This window comes from Streptomyces sp. x-19 (assembly GCF_046549115.1).
GTDB classification, from domain to species: Bacteria; Actinomycetota; Actinomycetes; order Streptomycetales; family Streptomycetaceae; genus Streptomyces; species Streptomyces albulus_C.
The window spans coordinates 13,875-28,415 of the sequence record NZ_JAJPWK010000023.1 but is presented as its reverse complement, the minus strand read 5'-3'; the positions used below and the strand labels follow the sequence as shown (position 1 = coordinate 28,415).

General features: G+C 74.6%; 15 protein-coding genes. 7 read left to right on the top strand and 8 right to left on the bottom strand.

Annotated elements, in window-relative coordinates:
- Positions 1-8 precede the first annotated feature (8 nt).
- Both cseB and ACLJT4_RS33685 read right to left on the bottom strand, forming a co-directional pair.
- Positions 9-722 carry a two-component system response regulator CseB gene (cseB, locus tag ACLJT4_RS33690; protein WP_016571738.1) on the bottom strand — a complete coding sequence of 238 codons (714 nt, stop codon included), beginning with the start codon at positions 720-722 and terminating at the stop codon, positions 9-11.
- A gap of 7 nt (positions 723-729) precedes the next feature.
- On the bottom strand, positions 730-1,383 hold the full coding sequence (locus ACLJT4_RS33685) for a hypothetical protein (RefSeq protein ID WP_411128242.1): 654 nt from the start codon (positions 1,381-1,383) through the stop codon (positions 730-732).
- On the opposite strand from ACLJT4_RS33685, the gene ACLJT4_RS33680 reads away from it, so the two are divergent.
- Entirely contained in the window at positions 1,376-1,525 is a 150-nt protein-coding gene (locus ACLJT4_RS33680) for a hypothetical protein (RefSeq protein WP_411128240.1), read from the top strand. The genes ACLJT4_RS33685 and ACLJT4_RS33680 overlap by 8 nt on opposite strands.
- 120 nt (positions 1,526-1,645) lie before the next feature.
- On the opposite strand, the gene ACLJT4_RS33675 is transcribed toward ACLJT4_RS33680, so the two are convergent.
- Together ACLJT4_RS33675 and ACLJT4_RS33670 are read right to left on the bottom strand one after the other, a co-directional pair.
- On the bottom strand, positions 1,646-2,191 hold the full coding sequence (locus tag ACLJT4_RS33675; RefSeq protein ID WP_037634527.1) for a SigE family RNA polymerase sigma factor: 546 nt from the start codon (positions 2,189-2,191) through the stop codon (positions 1,646-1,648).
- A gap of 482 nt (positions 2,192-2,673) precedes the next feature.
- The gene (locus tag ACLJT4_RS33670; RefSeq protein ID WP_275463554.1) at positions 2,674-3,633 is read right to left on the bottom strand and encodes an A/G-specific adenine glycosylase; all 960 of its coding nucleotides are present in this window, start codon (positions 3,631-3,633) and stop codon (positions 2,674-2,676) included.
- 187 nt (positions 3,634-3,820) lie between these two features.
- On the opposite strand from ACLJT4_RS33670, the gene ACLJT4_RS33665 reads away from it, so the two are divergent.
- A complete protein-coding gene (locus ACLJT4_RS33665; RefSeq protein ID WP_411128238.1) occupies positions 3,821-4,336 on the top strand; it encodes a pyridoxamine 5'-phosphate oxidase family protein in 516 nt (171 codons plus the stop codon).
- A 36-nt stretch (positions 4,337-4,372) separates the two neighbouring features.
- Here ACLJT4_RS33665 and ACLJT4_RS33660 read toward each other — a convergent pair whose 3' ends face one another.
- Positions 4,373-4,957 carry a phosphatase PAP2 family protein gene (locus tag ACLJT4_RS33660; RefSeq protein ID WP_411128236.1) on the bottom strand — a complete coding sequence of 195 codons (585 nt, stop codon included), beginning with the start codon at positions 4,955-4,957 and terminating at the stop codon, positions 4,373-4,375.
- 222 nt (positions 4,958-5,179) lie between these two features.
- Between ACLJT4_RS33660 and ACLJT4_RS33655 the strand changes: the two genes are divergently transcribed.
- The 3 genes from ACLJT4_RS33655 to ACLJT4_RS33645 all read left to right on the top strand — a co-directional run bounded on the left by ACLJT4_RS33655 (position 5,180) and on the right by ACLJT4_RS33645 (position 7,751).
- Positions 5,180-6,016 (top strand): hypothetical protein, encoded by an 837-nt coding sequence (locus tag ACLJT4_RS33655; RefSeq protein ID WP_411128234.1) that lies wholly within the window; start codon positions 5,180-5,182, stop codon positions 6,014-6,016.
- A 143-nt stretch (positions 6,017-6,159) separates the two neighbouring features.
- Positions 6,160-7,152, top strand: coding sequence for an NAD-dependent epimerase/dehydratase family protein (locus ACLJT4_RS33650; protein WP_411128232.1), 993 nt, complete (start codon positions 6,160-6,162; stop codon positions 7,150-7,152).
- A gap of 185 nt (positions 7,153-7,337) precedes the next feature.
- Positions 7,338-7,751, top strand: a complete 414-nt coding sequence (locus ACLJT4_RS33645) for a nuclear transport factor 2 family protein (protein WP_411128230.1) — start codon at positions 7,338-7,340, stop codon at positions 7,749-7,751.
- A gap of 203 nt (positions 7,752-7,954) precedes the next feature.
- On the opposite strand, the gene disA is transcribed toward ACLJT4_RS33645, so the two are convergent.
- The gene (gene disA / locus ACLJT4_RS33640; RefSeq protein WP_037636685.1) at positions 7,955-9,079 is read right to left on the bottom strand and encodes a DNA integrity scanning diadenylate cyclase DisA; all 1,125 of its coding nucleotides are present in this window, start codon (positions 9,077-9,079) and stop codon (positions 7,955-7,957) included.
- Positions 9,080-9,211: 132 nt separating this feature from the next.
- Complete coding sequence (gene radA / locus ACLJT4_RS33635; protein ID WP_411128227.1) at positions 9,212-10,624, bottom strand: DNA repair protein RadA; 1,413 nt, start codon at positions 10,622-10,624, stop codon at positions 9,212-9,214.
- A 229-nt stretch (positions 10,625-10,853) separates the two neighbouring features.
- Here radA and ACLJT4_RS33630 point away from each other — a divergent pair, with 229 nt between their 5' ends.
- On the top strand, positions 10,854-12,602 hold the full coding sequence (locus tag ACLJT4_RS33630; RefSeq protein ID WP_411128225.1) for a BACON domain-containing protein: 1,749 nt from the start codon (positions 10,854-10,856) through the stop codon (positions 12,600-12,602).
- Between the two features lie 40 nt (positions 12,603-12,642).
- Here ACLJT4_RS33630 and ACLJT4_RS33625 read toward each other — a convergent pair whose 3' ends face one another.
- Entirely contained in the window at positions 12,643-13,509 is an 867-nt protein-coding gene (locus tag ACLJT4_RS33625; RefSeq protein WP_411128223.1) for a hypothetical protein, read from the bottom strand.
- Between the two features lie 57 nt (positions 13,510-13,566).
- Between ACLJT4_RS33625 and ACLJT4_RS33620 the strand changes: the two genes are divergently transcribed.
- A complete protein-coding gene (locus tag ACLJT4_RS33620) occupies positions 13,567-14,499 on the top strand; it encodes a Ppx/GppA family phosphatase (protein ID WP_411128221.1) in 933 nt (310 codons plus the stop codon).
- Positions 14,500-14,541: the final 42 nt, after the last annotated feature.

Sequence of the window (14,541 nt, the reverse complement as noted above, 5' to 3'; positions counted from 1 at the left end):
CGGAGGTGTCAGCCTCTCAGCTTGTATCCGAAGCCGCGGACCGTCTCGATCCGGTCCTGGCCGATCTTGCCGCGCAGGCGTTGGACGTGGACGTCGACGACGCGGGTGTCGCCGCCCCAGCCGTAGTCCCACACCCGCTCCAGCAGCCGGTCGCGGGACAGGACGGTGTTCGGCGCGGTGGAGAACTCCAGCAGCAGCCGCATCTCGGTCGGGGTGAGCGCGACCGTCTCGCCGCCCTTGCGGACCTCCATGCCCTCCGTGTCGACCTCCAGGTCGCCGAAGCGCAGCACGGCCTCGGCGAGGCCGGCGGCGTCCGCCGCGCCGGTGCCCGCGCGGTCGTCCGGGCCGCTGGCGTGGCCGAAGCGGCGCAGCACGGCGCGGATCCGGGCGACCAGCACGGCGCCGTCGAACGGCTTGGTGACGTAGTCGTCGGCGCCGGCCTCCAGGCCGAGCACCACGTCGATCGAGTCGGCGCGCGCCGACAGCATGATCACGGGGACCGTGGACTCGTCGCGGATGCGGCGGCACAGGCTGACGCCGTCGAGCCCGGGGACCATCACGTCGAGCAGGGCGATGTCGGGACGGTCGGCGCGGAACGCCTCCAGGCCCGCCAGCCCGTCGGGCATGGCGGTGACCACGAATCCGTCGCGCTCCAGCGCGAGTTGGGTGGCCTCGCGGATGACGTCGTCGTCCTCGACGAAGAGGACGTGGGTGTCGGCCATGCGGTTGTCAGCCCTCCGCTCCCGTGGTGCCGACGGGGCCGGCGGTGTCGTCCGGGGTGTCGTCGACGGTGGTCTTGCTGTAATCGGTGTGGTACCGGTCGTACTCGGTGAAGTGGTCGTTCGCCCAGCGGTACGTCATGACATCTTCCCCCGAAGGGCAGCACACCTTGTCGCCGGTGTCGTAGGTCTGGCGGGAGACCTCCAGCTCGCCCTTGTCCACGCCGGCGTAGACCGACGGCTGCTCGTTCGCGTACACGTTGTCATACCCGTCCGCGGAGCCGGGCCGCTCGCGGTAGACGTACGTGCCGAGACCGACGGAATCCGCGCAGGTCATGACGTTGACGATGACGTCGGGGGACTTGCTGCCGGTCAGTGAGGCGTAGGTCACCTCTATCGGGTACTCGTTCGCCGCGCACGGCTTGGCGACGGCGCGCTTCACGTCCGCGCTGACCTTCGGGTCGGCGGCGAGCAGCTTGACCGCGTTGACCTTCTTGTAGTGCGTGCTGGGCGTGGGCGCCGGCGCGGCGCTCACCGCGCCCCGGGGTGCGGGAGTGTTGCTGGCGGTGCCCTCCTTGCGGATGCCCTCGCCACCGGGATTGCAGCCGGCCAGCAAAAGGCCGACGGCGGCCACACCCGCAGTGGCCGCGCCGCCCTTGGTCAAGCTGCTTCTGGTCAGGCTTCTGGACAGCCTGTTTCTGGACAATCCGCTCCCGCTCACCGTGCCGCTCGCACAGCCGCCGTTCCTGTTGCCACCGGGTGCCCGGCCGCCGGTCTCCCTGAGATTGTCGCGCGCCAAGCTGTGAGCCGGGCTGTGGGCTTGGTTACGTCACCGGCCGTGCCGCCGGAACTGCTTCCCGTCGCGCCGCGGGGCGCGGTCCGCTCGCGCGGCGCGCCCTCGATGGCCCGGCCCGGTGCGCCGCCGCTCAGGCCGCGCAACGCTCCTGCTCCCCGCGCTCCAGGATCCGTGCGTCTATGTCGCGGTTCTCCAGCTCCTGGCGGAGCCGGGCGAGGGCACGGTGCAGGGTGCTCTTGACGGTGCCGGTGGACATGCCGAGCGCCGCCGCGGTCTCCTCGGTGCTCATCTGCTCCCAGTGGCGCAGCACGACGACACTGCGCTGCTTGGGGGCGAGCACGCCGAGGATGTCCATCAGCAGGGCGCGGTCGGCGCGCTGCTCGGAGCCGTCGTCGACGCTGGCGTCCGGGAGCTGCTCGGTGGGCACCTCTTCGAGCTTGCGGGCGCGCCACCACTCGGTCCGGGTGTTGATCATGACGCGGCGGAGGTAGGCGTCCGCCAGCGACTTGTCCGCGATGCCGTCCCAGCGGCCGTAGGTGCGGACCAGGGCCGTCTGGAGGAGGTCCTGGGCATCGACGGGATCCGGCACCAGACGCCGGGCGCTGCGCAGCAGGGCATCCTGCCGGGTCCGCACGTACTCTTCAAAGTCCAGTACCTTGCCGCCGCTGGTCGCCATCCCGACGCCTCCGATCCGCTTTCGTTTCCCCGCGTTGTCCGTGCCGGTGGTCATCTCCAGCACGAGAAAGACGCTACGGAGGGGGTGTTGCGGCGTAATGTGCGTCGGCCACTCAACGAGTGCACGGAAAACCGTCGGTTGTGTAACAGCCCGCTGGGGGTCATACCTCGGACGGACGGGGGCCGGAACGGCGTCATACTCGCGGCGGATGAGAGGCCCCCACCAGGGGGGACGAAGGTCCCGAGCGCGACTCATGAGGCGCTTGCGACCACCCGCGAGGGACAGAACCCGCCATATCGGGACGCTATCCAGTCAGTTCCGCGGGCGAGCGGTTTGCGACGGTGCCCCGTCGCCCACCGACCGGTGGCCCCACGCCTACGGGCGCGGCCCCAAAGGGGTCCGCGCCCGTAGAAGACGAGGAAAACGACGGCGACGTCACATGACGGGACCGTGACGTAGCCGACGCCGGCCGACCGGAACGCTCACGAGTGCGGCAGCCGGTAGCGGCCGCCGCCCAGCGGCTCCACCAGACCGTCCGACACCAGCCCGTCCAGCGCACGGGCCCGCTGCACCGGCTCGTCCCACACCGCGTCCAGGGCACCCTGCGGCACCGGCGTGACCGCCTCCCGCAGGACCGCGAGCAACTTGCCACGCACCTGGCGGTCGGTCCCGGCGTACGCCTGGGTGCGGCGCGGCGGCCCCTCGTGGGCCGGCGACCCGGCCTGCCGCCAGGCGCACTGCGCGACGATCGGGCAGCGGTGGCACTCGGGGCTGCGTGCGGTGCACAGGAGCGCGCCCAGCTCCATGGTGGCCGCCGCCCAGCGCGCCGCGAGGTCCTCGTCCCCGGGGAGCAGGGCGCGGGCGAGCTTGCGCTCGGCGGCGGTGGTGGCGTTCGGCGGGTACTGGCGGCCGGTGACGGCACGGGCGAAGACCCGGCGGACGTTGGTGTCGAGCACCGCGTGCCGCTGCCCGTAGGCGAAGGAGGCGACGGCCGCCGCGGTGTACTCGCCGACGCCGGGCAGCGCCAGCAGCTGGGCGTGTTCACGGGGGACGTCGCCGCCGTGGCGCTCCTGTATGGCGGAGGCCGCGGCGTGCAGGCGCAACGCGCGCCGCGGGTAGCCGAGCCGGCCCCAGGCGCGCACCGCCTCGCCGGGCGGCTCCGCGGCGAGGTCGGCCGGCCGCGGCCAGCGGGCCAGCCACTGCTCGTACACCGGCAGCACCCGGCTGACCGGCGTCTGCTGGAGCATGAACTCGCTCACCATCACGCCCCAGGCGCCCGCCTCGGGGCGGCGCCAGGGCAGGTCGCGGGCGTGCTCGGCGAACCAGTCGGTGACCGGGCCGTGCAGCCCGGTCCCGTCCGTGGCCTCCGCGGCCGATGCGGCGGCGGAGGCGTTCTCGGCGGCGGGGGTCAGGGCACTGGGAATGGCATGCGTGGAAGTCATGGCACTGCCGATCCTGGCACGCCCGCCCGCCCCCGAGAAACGCACCGGCCCCGCCCCGCCGCGCGCCCACCCACTCGCAGGAAGGGCGACCGGTGCCGGGCCGGGCTCCGCGGGGCCGCGCCGGGCACCGGGCACCGGGCGGCGGGCCGGTGCGGACGGGACGGCGGGGGCGTACGAGGATGCGGGCATGGAGGAGACGAGCGGTACCCAGGACGCCGGCGGCCCCACGGAAGGGGCCGCCCGAGCGGGCTGCCCGGACGGCATCCGACGGGCACTGGCCGAGCACACCACCGTGACACTGGCCTACGTGGACGAGGACGGGCCGCAGGCGTGCGCGGTCCTCTACGCCGCCGGCACGACCCCCGACGGGGCGCCGGCGCTGTACTTCGTCACCGCGGCGCACACCCGGCACGGCCGGGCCCTGGGCCGGCCCGGCGCCCGGGCGGCGTTCACGGTGCAGCGGGACGGCCAGGAGTGGAGCGGGCTGAGAGGGATTCAGGGGCGCGGCGGCTGCCGACCGTTGAGCGGCGCCGAGCGGGACGCCGGCTGGCGCACCTACACCGCGCGCTTCCCCTTCGTCGCCGCCGACGACCGGCTGCGCGCGGCCCTGGAACGGACCGCGCTGTGGGAACTGCGCCCGGACTGGCTGCGGCTGATCGACAACGCGCAGGGTTTTGGCCACAAGGAGGAGTGGGGGGCGTAGTACCCCTCGCGGGCGCGCCCGGTGGGCGGGCGCCGGCTACGCCGCCACCAGGACCCGCCAGCGGCCGTCCCGCAGCCGCAGGACCAGGCGGGTCACCGGCCCGGTGAGGAGCGCCGCGCTCAGCGCCGCGACCAGGGCACCCACGCCGAGGCCGACCAGGACGTCGTGCGGGTAGTGCACGCCGACGAAGACCCGCGAGAAGCCGGTGAGCAGCGCGACCGGCAGGGCCAGCCACAGGGCCGCCCGCCAGGCCAGGACGATGCCGACGGCCAGCGCCGCGGCGAGCGTCGAGTGGTTGCTGGGGAAGGACCAGTCGCCGTGCGGCGGGCACGGCACGATCGGGGCGGGCGCGCCGGCCACCGCGCGGCACGGCCGCTCCTCGGTCACCAGGCTCTTGACGACCTCGCTCAGGACGTAGGCGAGCAGGGTGGCCACCGGCACCAGCAGCGCCCGGGCGACCCGGTGCGCGTCGATGCCGCGGGCCCGCCACCACCCCAGCACGGCGACCGCCATGAGGAGCAGCAGCCCGCCGGAGGTGCCGAGGTCGGCCAGGGTGCGGAGCCAGTCCGGGGACCGGTGGGCGAGGCCGGTCACGTCGAGGTAGAGCGCGGTGCTGTTCATGGCCGATGACGGTACGGAACCAGGTGGTCGACGCGGTATCTGACGGCAGGTCAGTCAACGCGGCGGGCCGGGCGGAGCACGGAGCGGGACGGGCGGTGACGCGGGTGAGAAGTGCCGGTATGGGCGACTGCGGACCGTCACCGGGCTGATGATGGGAAAAGTTGCCGCCCGATGCGGCGGGTACTGGCCGGTGCCGGTCCGGATCTCTCGTAGAGTTTTCGCGTGGGATCACTGCGCAATCCGATCGGGCCGCTTCCCTCCTCCATCTACTGGCGGCGGAGGGCCGTTGCGCTGGCCGTCATCGTCCTCCTCCTCGCCCTGGTGGTGTGGGTGCTCGCCATGGGCGGCAACGACGAGAAGACGGCCAACGAGGGCAAGGGCGCGCAAGGATCCGGACCCGCTGCTTCCATCACGCCGGGGCCGACGCCCAGCGGCCCGGCGATCGGTCAAAAGCCCGGCGGTCGAGACGAGTCGGGTGCCGGCGGCTCCGACGGCGGTTCGGGCGCCGGCACGACGGGCGGCGCCGGCTCGGACGGCGGCAGCGGGGGCTCCGGCGGGGGCGCCGGCGGCGGCTCGGGGGCCGGTGGTGCCGGTTCCGGTCCGGCGCCGATCGGCCAGGCCGCCGGCGGGGACGTCGTCGCGGCCGGCCCGTCCCTCGCCAACTGCGGCTCCGACACCGTGAAGTTGACGCTGAAGAGCGTCAAGAACTCCTACGCACCCGGCGACAAGCCGAAGTTCGAGCTGGCCGTGCAGAACTCCGGCGGCACGGCCTGCAAGGTGGACCTCGGGCGCAAGGCGGCGGTGCTCACCATCACCGACACCGCCGGCGACGACCGGGTGTGGGCCTCCGACGACTGCGCGACCGGCGCCGGCCCGGCACTGCTCCAGATCCCCGCCAAGGGCACCGTGACCCGCACCGTCGAGTGGGACCGGCACGCCAGCGGCCCCCAGTGCGCCACGCCCAGCGCCGCCGCGGTCCCGGCCGGCACGTACCTGATCGAGGCCAAGGCGCCGGGGCTGGCGGCGGTCCACACCTCGTTCGTCCTGGCCAAGGACTGAACCAAGGGCCGTGCCGCGCGGCGCCGCCCCGGGCCGCGCCGGCACCCCGCGGAGGCGCCGCCTCCGCAAGTTCCGCTCTCAGAGGATCTGCTCACAGCAGGCACCGGTGGTGACGGCCCGTCCGCGCGGGCACAGTCGCCGCCATGAAGCTTCTGATTCTGGGCGGTACGGAGTTCGTCGGACGGGCGGTGGCCGAGGCGGCGCTGGCCCGCGGCTGGGACGTCACGGTCTTCCACCGGGGACGGCACCCGGCCCCCGAGGGGGTCACCGTGCGGCACGGCGACCGGATGGCGGCGGGCGGACTGGCCGCCCTGGAGGACGGCGCGTGGGACGCCGTCGTGGACACCTGGAGCGCCGCGCCGGTGGCCGTCAGCAACGCGGCCCGGCTGCTGGCCGACCGGGCGGTGACGTACGCGTACGTCTCCACCGTCTCCGTCTACGCCTATCCGCCCACCCAGCGGATCAGCGAGACGGCACCGCTGGTGACGGGCGCCGACCCGACGGCCACCGACGCCGACGACTACGCGCGGGCCAAGCGGGGCGGCGAACTCGCCGCGCTCGACGCGTTCGGGGCCGACCGGACGCTACTGATCCGCCCCGGGCTGATCCTCGGCCCGCACGAGAACGTCGGGCGGCTGCCGTGGTGGCTGACCCGGATCGCCCGCGGCGGCCCGGTCCTCGCGCCCGGCCCCCGCGACCTGCCGTTGCAGTACATCGACGCCCGCGACCTCGCGGAATGGACCCTGGACGCCGTGGCCCACGGGCGGTCCGGCCCGTACAACCTGGTGAGCGAGCCGGGACACACCACGATGGGCGAACTGTTGGAGAGCTGCGTGCGGGCCACCGGCGCATCGGCCGAACTGCGCTGGATGGCACCCGAGGACGTGCTGGCGGCGGGCATCGCACCGTGGACGGAGCTGCCGGTCTGGCTGCCGCCGGGCGAACTCCACGACACGATGCACGGCGCCGACGTCGCCGCGGCGGTCGCGGCCGGGCTGCGCTGCCGGCCGGTCGAGGAGACGGTGGCGGACACCTGGGCGTGGCTCGGCCGCCTCGGCGGAGTGGCGCCGCAGCGCCCGGACCGGCCGGTGCTGGGGCTGCCGGCGGAGAAGGAGGCGGCGGTGCTGGAGCGGTGACCGGCGGCACCGCGCCGGGGCCGGCCCGTCCGGCGGCATCGCGCGGAGGCCCGCCCCGGCCGGCGATTGATCTCGATCGGTGATGGCTGCGGGTGCGGATCGCGCGTTGTTCGGCACCGCCGGCACGGCTTGACTTGGGGTCAGGCGGACGCACCGCCGGACCCCAGCCAGGACGGGAGCACCCCATGAACAGCATCGGACCCAAGGACGTGGTGCAGCGCTACTTCGCGGCGCTGGCGGCCGGCGACCAGGACGCGATCCGGGACTCGTGGGCCGAGGACGGCAGCTGCTGGTACGGCGGCGACCTCCCGATCTCCGGCACGTGGCAGGGCCGGGACCAGGTGATCAACGGCTTCCTCGCGACCGCGTTCGCCCACCTCGACCCGGACCGGGAGGTCGGCGTGCGGGTCACCAACGTCTTCGGCGAGGGCGAGCAGGTGCTCGTCGAATGGGACTCCTGGGCGACCGGGAAGACCGGCCGGCCCTACGAGCAGAAGAACACCGCCATCTTCACCGTCCGCGGCGGCAGGATCGCCGACATGCGGGAGTACGCCGACACCCAGCACTGGGAGCGCGCCCTCGTCGCCGACCCGGCCTGAAGACGGGGGCGGCTTCCCTGAGGGGCGTGGGCTTGCCTGAGGGGCGGGCTTGCCTGAGGGGTGGGCGGGTCCCTGCGGGGGCGAAGGATTCCCTACGGGGGGTGCGAACAGATCCCGTAGGGGGTGTGAGCGCCCCCTACGGGGCCTCAACGGGGTGGCGGGGGGAGGTATTCCGAGCTCTTGGGCGGGCCCCGGGCGTCCCCCTAGACGTACCGCTCCAGGATCGACGACTCCGCCAGGCGGGAGAGGCCCTCGCGGACCGAGCGGGCGCGGGTTTCGCCGACACCCTCGACGGCCTGGAGGTCGTCGACGCTGGCGGCGAGGAGCTTCTGGAGGCCACCGAAGTGGTCGACCAGGCGGTCGATGACCGCGCCGGGGAGGCGGGGGACCTTCGCCAGCAGGCGGAAACCGCGCGGCGAGACCGCCGAGTCCAGCGTCTCGGGCGCGCCGCTGTAGCCCAACGCGCGGGCCACGATGGGGAGTTCGAGCAGCTCCGGATGGCTGAGGGCGTCCAGGTCGGCCAGCGCCTCGGCGACCGTGCGGGAGCGCTTGGCGGTGGGCTCGGGGACGTAGTCCCGGGCGACCAGCTCGCGCTCCGGCTCCACGCCGGCGATCAGCTCTTCGAGCTGGAGGGTCAGCAGGCGGCCGTCGGTGCCCAACTCGACGACGTACTCGGCGATCTCGGTGGCGATGCGGCGGACCATCTCCAGGCGCTGGGCGACCGCGGAGACGTCGCGGACCGTGACCAGGTCCTCGATCTCCAGGGCGGACAGCGTGCCGGCGACCTCGTCCAGGCGGAGCTTGTAGCGCTCCAGGGTGGCCAGCGCCTGGTTGGCGCGGGAGAGGATCGCCGCGGACTCCTCCAGTACGCGCCGCTCGCCGTCCACGTAGAGCGCGATCAACCGCATCGACTGGCTGACCGAGACCACCGGGAAGTTGGTCTGGATGGAGACCCGCTGCGCGGTGCGGTGGCGGGTGCCGGTCTCCTCGGTGGGGATGGAGGCGTCCGGCACCAACTGCACGCCGGCCCGCAGGATCTTGGTGATGTCCTTGTCGAGCACCAGCGCGCCGTCGAGCTTGCACAGCTCGCGCAGCCGGGTCGCGGTGAACTCGACGTCCAGCACGAAGCCGCCGGTGCACATCGACTCGACGGACTTGTCGAAGCCGAGGACGATCAGGCCGCCGGTGTTGCCGCGGAGAATGCGCTCCAGGCCGTCCCGCAGGGCCGTGCCGGGCGCGACGGCGCTGAGCGAGGCGCGCATCAGGCTCTCGGTGCCGGAGGTCCCTCCGGACCTGCCGGGAGACGACGCCCGGTCGTTCGCTGCCACTGCACTCCTCCGTCGCATGGTCTGTCGGTCCGGGCCGTCCGGCCGGTGCCGCGGTGCGTACCACAGGAGGGTATCCGGGGAGTTACGCAGCCGGCGGTGGGACGGCGGTGACGGGCGAGACCGGGGCAAAGTCTACCGGCGCGCCTCTTCCTCCCGTGGGGCCTCCCGGCGGACCCGCTTGGGCAGCACGGAGAGCGCCTGGCCGACGTCGGCGACCTCCAGGACCCGCATCCCGTCGGGGATCTTGCCGGGGTCGGAGGGGACCAGGGCGTGCGTGAAGCCGAGCCGGGCGGCCTCCGACAGGCGACGCTGGACGCCGGTGACCCGCCGGACCTCCCCGGCCAGGCCGACCTCGCCGATCGCGACGAGGTTCTTGGGCAGCGGGGTGTCGCTGGCGGCGCTGGCCAGCGCGAGGGCGACCGCGAGGTCGGCGGCCGGCTCGCTGAGCTTCACCCCGCCGACCGTGGCGCTGTAGATGTCGCGCTTGCCGAGGGCGCTGATCCGGCCGCGCTGCTCCAGGACGGCGAGCATCATCGACACCCGGGAGGTCTCCAGGCCGGAGGTGGTGCGCCGGGGGGAGGGGATCTGCGAGTCGACGGTCAGCGCCTGCACCTCGGCGACCAGCGGGCGGCGGCCCTCCAGGGTGACCGTCAGGCAGGTGCCGGGCACCGGCTCGGCGCGGCGGGTCAGGAACAGGCCGGAGGGGTCGGCGAGGCCGGTGATGCCCTCGTCGTGCAGCTCGAAGCAGCCGACCTCGTCGGTGGTGCCGTAGCGGTTCTTCACGCCGCGGACCAGGCGGAGCCGGGCGTGCCGGTCGCCCTCGAAGTGCAGGACGACGTCGACCAGGTGCTCCAGCAGGCGGGGGCCGGCGATGGCGCCGTCCTTGGTGACGTGGCCGACCAGGAGGGTGGACATGCCGCGCTCCTTGGACGCCCGGATCAGGGCGCCGGCGACCTCCCGGACCTGGGCCATGCCGCCGGGGGCACCGTCGATCTCGGGCGAGGCGACGGTCTGCACGGAGTCCAGGACCAGCAGCGAGGGCTTGACGCTGTCCAGATGGCCGAGGACGGCGGACAGGTCCGTCTCGGCGGCCAGGTAGAGGTCGTCGTCGAGCGCGCGGATGCGGTCGGCGCGCAGCCGGACCTGGCTGGCGGACTCCTCACCGGTCACGTAGAGCGTGCGGTGCTCGGCGGAGGCGGCCTTGGCGGCGACGTCCAACAGGAGGGTGGACTTGCCGACGCCGGGCTCGCCGGCCAGCAGCACCACCGCGCCGGGCACCAGCCCGCCGCCCAGCACACGGTCCAGCTCCGGCACGCCGGTCGAGCGGGCGGTGGCCTGCTTGCCGTCGACCTGGCCGATGGGCAGCGCGGCGGTGGTGACCCGGCCGGGCGCGGTGGTGCGCACCGCGGGGGTGCCGCCGAACTCCTCGACCGTGCCCCACGCCTGGCACTCCGGGCACCGGCCGAGCCACTTGGCGGTGGTCCAGCCGCACTCGGTGCAGCGGTACGAGGGGCGCTCCTTGGCCGACGATTTGCGAGTTGCCATGACGCCACCGTAGCGGCGGGGTGTGACAGCGGGTGGTGCGCGGGCCCCGGCGAGCGCGGGGAGACGGCCGTGGCGGCCGTTGCGCCGACCGGGTGGCGTGCGCCGTGCGCATGCGACGGGCATTTAGCAGATCCGTGTCCCCTTTTGAGGGAGATGGTCACCCGTAAGGGTTAAAAGTGCCCCTGCTGCACAGGTGTGGCTGCATCATCCGCCTACCGTCGCCGGGGTGATGAGCAGCAGGCCCGAGCACCCTACGCACACCACCGGCGCACTCCGGTCGCGCACCGCCGCGCCGCGCCGGCACCGGCCGCAGACCGAAGGGCGGCCCGGCCGCCCCGAGCACCAGGACCGCTACGAGCCCCATCTGGACGGGTTGTTCACCTACTGCCTGTCCGTGCTGTGCGAGCACGACGCGGCGGCCGTGGTCCTCGGCGAGACCCTCGCCCTCGCCGAGCGCCAGTACGGCCGCCGCCCCGGCGATCCCGCCCTCTTCCGCCCGTGGCTCTACGCCCTGGTCCGCTGGGCGTGCCTGCGCCGGCTCGCCGAGCAGGCCGCCCCGGACGCCGTCGCCCCACCCGACCCCGGACGGACACCGGCCCGGCAGCGCGAACTCGCCGCGCTGGCCTGGCCGGAGGCGGCCGGCACCACTCCCGAGCAGCGCGAGGTGCTGGAACTGGCGGTGCGCCACCGGCTCGCACCGGAGGAGATCGCCGCGGTGACCGGCGCCGACCCGGCCGCCACCCGCACGCTGCTGGCCGCGGCGTCCTGCGAGGTGGAGCGGACCCGGGCCGCGCTGGCGGTGGTGGAGTTCGGGCGGTGCCCGGACGTCGCCCGGCTGGCCGGGGACGGTCAGATGCTGCTGGGCGCGGCGCTCCGCCGGGAGCTGGTGCGGCACGTCGACGACTGCGCGGAGTGCCGCCGGACCGCCGAGCGGGCCACCGCCGCCGGCCCCTGGCCGGGCACCGCACCGGCCGAACAGGGCGCGCTGGCGCTGGTCACCGCGGACCGGGCGGCGGTGTGCACGGCGCTGGCGGCGGCCCGGACGTCCCGGTCCGGGCGGGCCGTGGGGCTGCCGGGGACCGCTCCGACCGGCGCCGGGCGGAGCGGTGGAGCAAACGGTTCTCCACGCTACGACCGCAGGGGTTTCCCCCTCGCCCCCACCGACCGGTCCGCGCGTCGCCGACGCCGTCGCCACCGGGCGCTGACCACCACCGTCGTGGCCACGGTCCTGGCGGCGCCGGTGCTCGCCCTGTGGGCGGCGTACCGCAACGCCCCGGAGGTGGGCGAGACGGACGTGCTGCCGACGGTGGCGGCCCACGAGGCCCAGGGCTCGCTCACCGGCGACCGGCTCGACGGCCGCCCCTACGAGAACGCGGGCAACGCCCGGCCCACGTCCCCGCGTCCGGACCCCCCGGTCGGCGACGGCACGTCGGACGTCTCGGTCGCGGTGCAGAGCCCGGACGCCGGCCCGACGCCGCCCGACGGCCGGGAGCAGCACGGGCCGGGCCGGCTGACGGTCGACGCGCAGCCCGCCGAGGGCACCACCGTCATCACGATCCGCGCCTCCGGCGGCACCCCGGTGCGCTGGCGGGCGGCGACCGGCGCGCCCTGGCTCCAGATGAGCCACACCGCGGGCGAGCTGCAACCAGGCCAGAGCGCGCGGATCACCGTCTACGTCGACCACGACCGGGAACCCGAGGGCCACTGGCGCACCAAGGTCGCCATCGAGCCCGGCGGCACCGTCGTGAAACTGGAGGGGCACGGCGTGCCGGAGCCCGCCCCGGGGCCGGGCGTCCCCTCGTCCGGAGATCCCGGCCCGGAGCCCACCCGGCCGTCGCCGCGGCCGACCCGGCCCGCCCCGACGCACCCGGCGCCGTCCCCGACGCCCACCCGCACCGGCCCCACCGGCAGCCCGACGCCGAGCACGGGACCCACCCCGCCGCCGAAGCCGTCGCACACCACGAGACCGCCGCAGTGAGGCCCGGGCGCCAGGGCGTGCCGGGCCGGGGCGCCGTCGGCTACTCGGTGCCGGCGGCCGGCGGCTTTGGGTCGGCCGGGTGCGGCGCCAGCGGCAGTTGCGCGGCCAACCGCTGCTCGCACAGCTCGACGAGCTTGGCGTAGCCGGCCTCGCCCATCAGCTCGGTCAGCTCCGGCCGGTACGTGACGTAGACGGGGTCACCGGCGCCGTGCGAGGAGGTCGCGGAGGTGCACCACCAGTGCAGGTCGTGGCCGCCGGGGCCCCAGCCGCGGCGGTCGTACTCGCCGATGGTGACCTGGAGGATCTGGGTGTCGTCCGGCCGGTCGATCCAGTCGTAGGTGCGCCGCACCGGCAGCTGCCAGCAGACGTCCGGCTTGGTCTCCAGGGGCTCGCGGCCCTCGCGAAGCGCGAGGATGTGCAGCGAACAGCCGGCGCCGGCGGCGAAGCCGGGGCGGTTCTGGAAGATGCAGGAGCCCTGCCAGCGGCGGGTCTGCCGCTCGCCGTCCTCGTCCTCCTCGATCCACCCGGAGTCGGTGCCGACGTCGTGGAACTGCCACAGGTCGGGGGTGAGCCGCGCCACGTGCTGCGCGACCCGCTCCTCGTCCTCCTCGTCGGAGAAGTGCGCGCCGAGCGTGCAGCAGCCGTCGTCCGCGCGGCCGGCCTGGATGCCCTGGCAGCCGCTGCCGAAGATGCAGGTCCAGCGGGAGGTCAGCCAGGTCAGGTCGCAGCGGAAGAGCTGCTCGTCGTCGCCGGGGTCGGGGAAGGTGACCCAGGCGCGGGCGAAGTCGAGGCCGACCTCGTCGGCCGTGGCCCCGTCGCCGGACCGCGCGGCCGCAGCGGCCCTGGCGCGCCGCTTTTCTTCCTTCTTCAGGGCTTTTTCGTGCTTCGCCTGTTTCGTCTTTGCCACGGGTCCAGCGTACGGCCGGCACCCAGTGTCTCCCGTCACGGCAGTAGGTTTCCCCGTATGAGACTCGGTGTCCTCGATGTGGGTTCGAACACGGTCCACCTTCTGGTGGTCGACGCACACCCCGGCGCGCGCCCGCTGCCCGCCTACTCGCACAAGGCAGAACTGCGCCTGGCCGAACTCCTCGACGAGGACGGCGCCATAAACGAGGCCGGGGCCCACCGCCTGGCGCGCACCATCCAGGAGGCGATGCAGGTCGCCGAGGACAAGGGCGTCGAGGACGTGCTCCCGTTCGCCACCTCCGCGGTCCGCGAGGCCACCAACGGCGAGGAGGTGCTGCGCCACGTCACCGAGGAGACCGGGGTCACCCTCCAGGTGCTCTCCGGTGAGGACGAGGCGCGGCTGACGTTCCTGGCAGCCCGCCGCTGGCTGGGCTGGTCGGCCGGCCGGCTGCTCGTCCTCGACATCGGCGGCGGCTCGCTGGAGATCGCCTACGGCCTGGACGAGGACCCGGACGTGGGCGTCTCCCTGCCGTACGGCGCCGGCCGGCTGACCGGCAGCGGGCTGCGCGCCGACCCGCCGGACCCGGAGGACGTCCGGGCGCTGCGCCGCCAGGTGCGCGCCGGCATCGCCCGGGTGGTGAGCGACTTCTCCCGCTACGGCACGCCCGACCAGATCGTCGGGACCTCCAAGACCTTCAAGGCGCTGGCCCGGCTCGCGGGCGCGGCGCGCTCGGCGGAGGGCCTGTACGTGCAGCGCGAGCTGTCCCGCAAGAAGTTGGAGGAGTGGGTGCCGCGGCTGGCGCGGATGAACGCGCAGGAGCGGGCCGCGCTGCCGGGGGTCTCCGAGGGGCGGGCGCGGCAGCTGCTGGCCGGGGCGCTGGTGGCCGAGGCGGCGATGGACCTGTTCGGCGTGGAGACGTTGGAGATCTGCCCGTGGGCGCTGCGGGAGGGCGTCATCCTGCGGCGGCTGGACCACTTGCCGGTGTCGTAGGGACGGGCGGCCCGCACGTCGCGGTGGTGGGCGCGCGGCCCT

Coding starts and splice junctions, on each gene's coding strand:
- cseB (WP_016571738.1), bottom strand. CDS start 722: ATGGCCGACACCCACGTCCTCTTCGTCGAGGACGACGACGTCATCCGC.
- ACLJT4_RS33675 (WP_037634527.1), bottom strand. CDS start 2,191: ATGGCGACCAGCGGCGGCAAGGTACTGGACTTTGAAGAGTACGTGCGG.
- ACLJT4_RS33670 (WP_275463554.1), bottom strand. CDS start 3,633: ATGACTTCCACGCATGCCATTCCCAGTGCCCTGACCCCCGCCGCCGAG.
- ACLJT4_RS33665 (WP_411128238.1), top strand. CDS start 3,821: ATGGAGGAGACGAGCGGTACCCAGGACGCCGGCGGCCCCACGGAAGGG.
- ACLJT4_RS33660 (WP_411128236.1), bottom strand. CDS start 4,957: ATGAACAGCACCGCGCTCTACCTCGACGTGACCGGCCTCGCCCACCGG.
- ACLJT4_RS33650 (WP_411128232.1), top strand. CDS start 6,160: ATGAAGCTTCTGATTCTGGGCGGTACGGAGTTCGTCGGACGGGCGGTG.
- ACLJT4_RS33645 (WP_411128230.1), top strand. CDS start 7,338: ATGAACAGCATCGGACCCAAGGACGTGGTGCAGCGCTACTTCGCGGCG.
- radA (WP_411128227.1), bottom strand. CDS start 10,624: ATGGCAACTCGCAAATCGTCGGCCAAGGAGCGCCCCTCGTACCGCTGC.
- ACLJT4_RS33630 (WP_411128225.1), top strand. CDS start 10,854: ATGAGCAGCAGGCCCGAGCACCCTACGCACACCACCGGCGCACTCCGG.
- ACLJT4_RS33620 (WP_411128221.1), top strand. CDS start 13,567: ATGAGACTCGGTGTCCTCGATGTGGGTTCGAACACGGTCCACCTTCTG.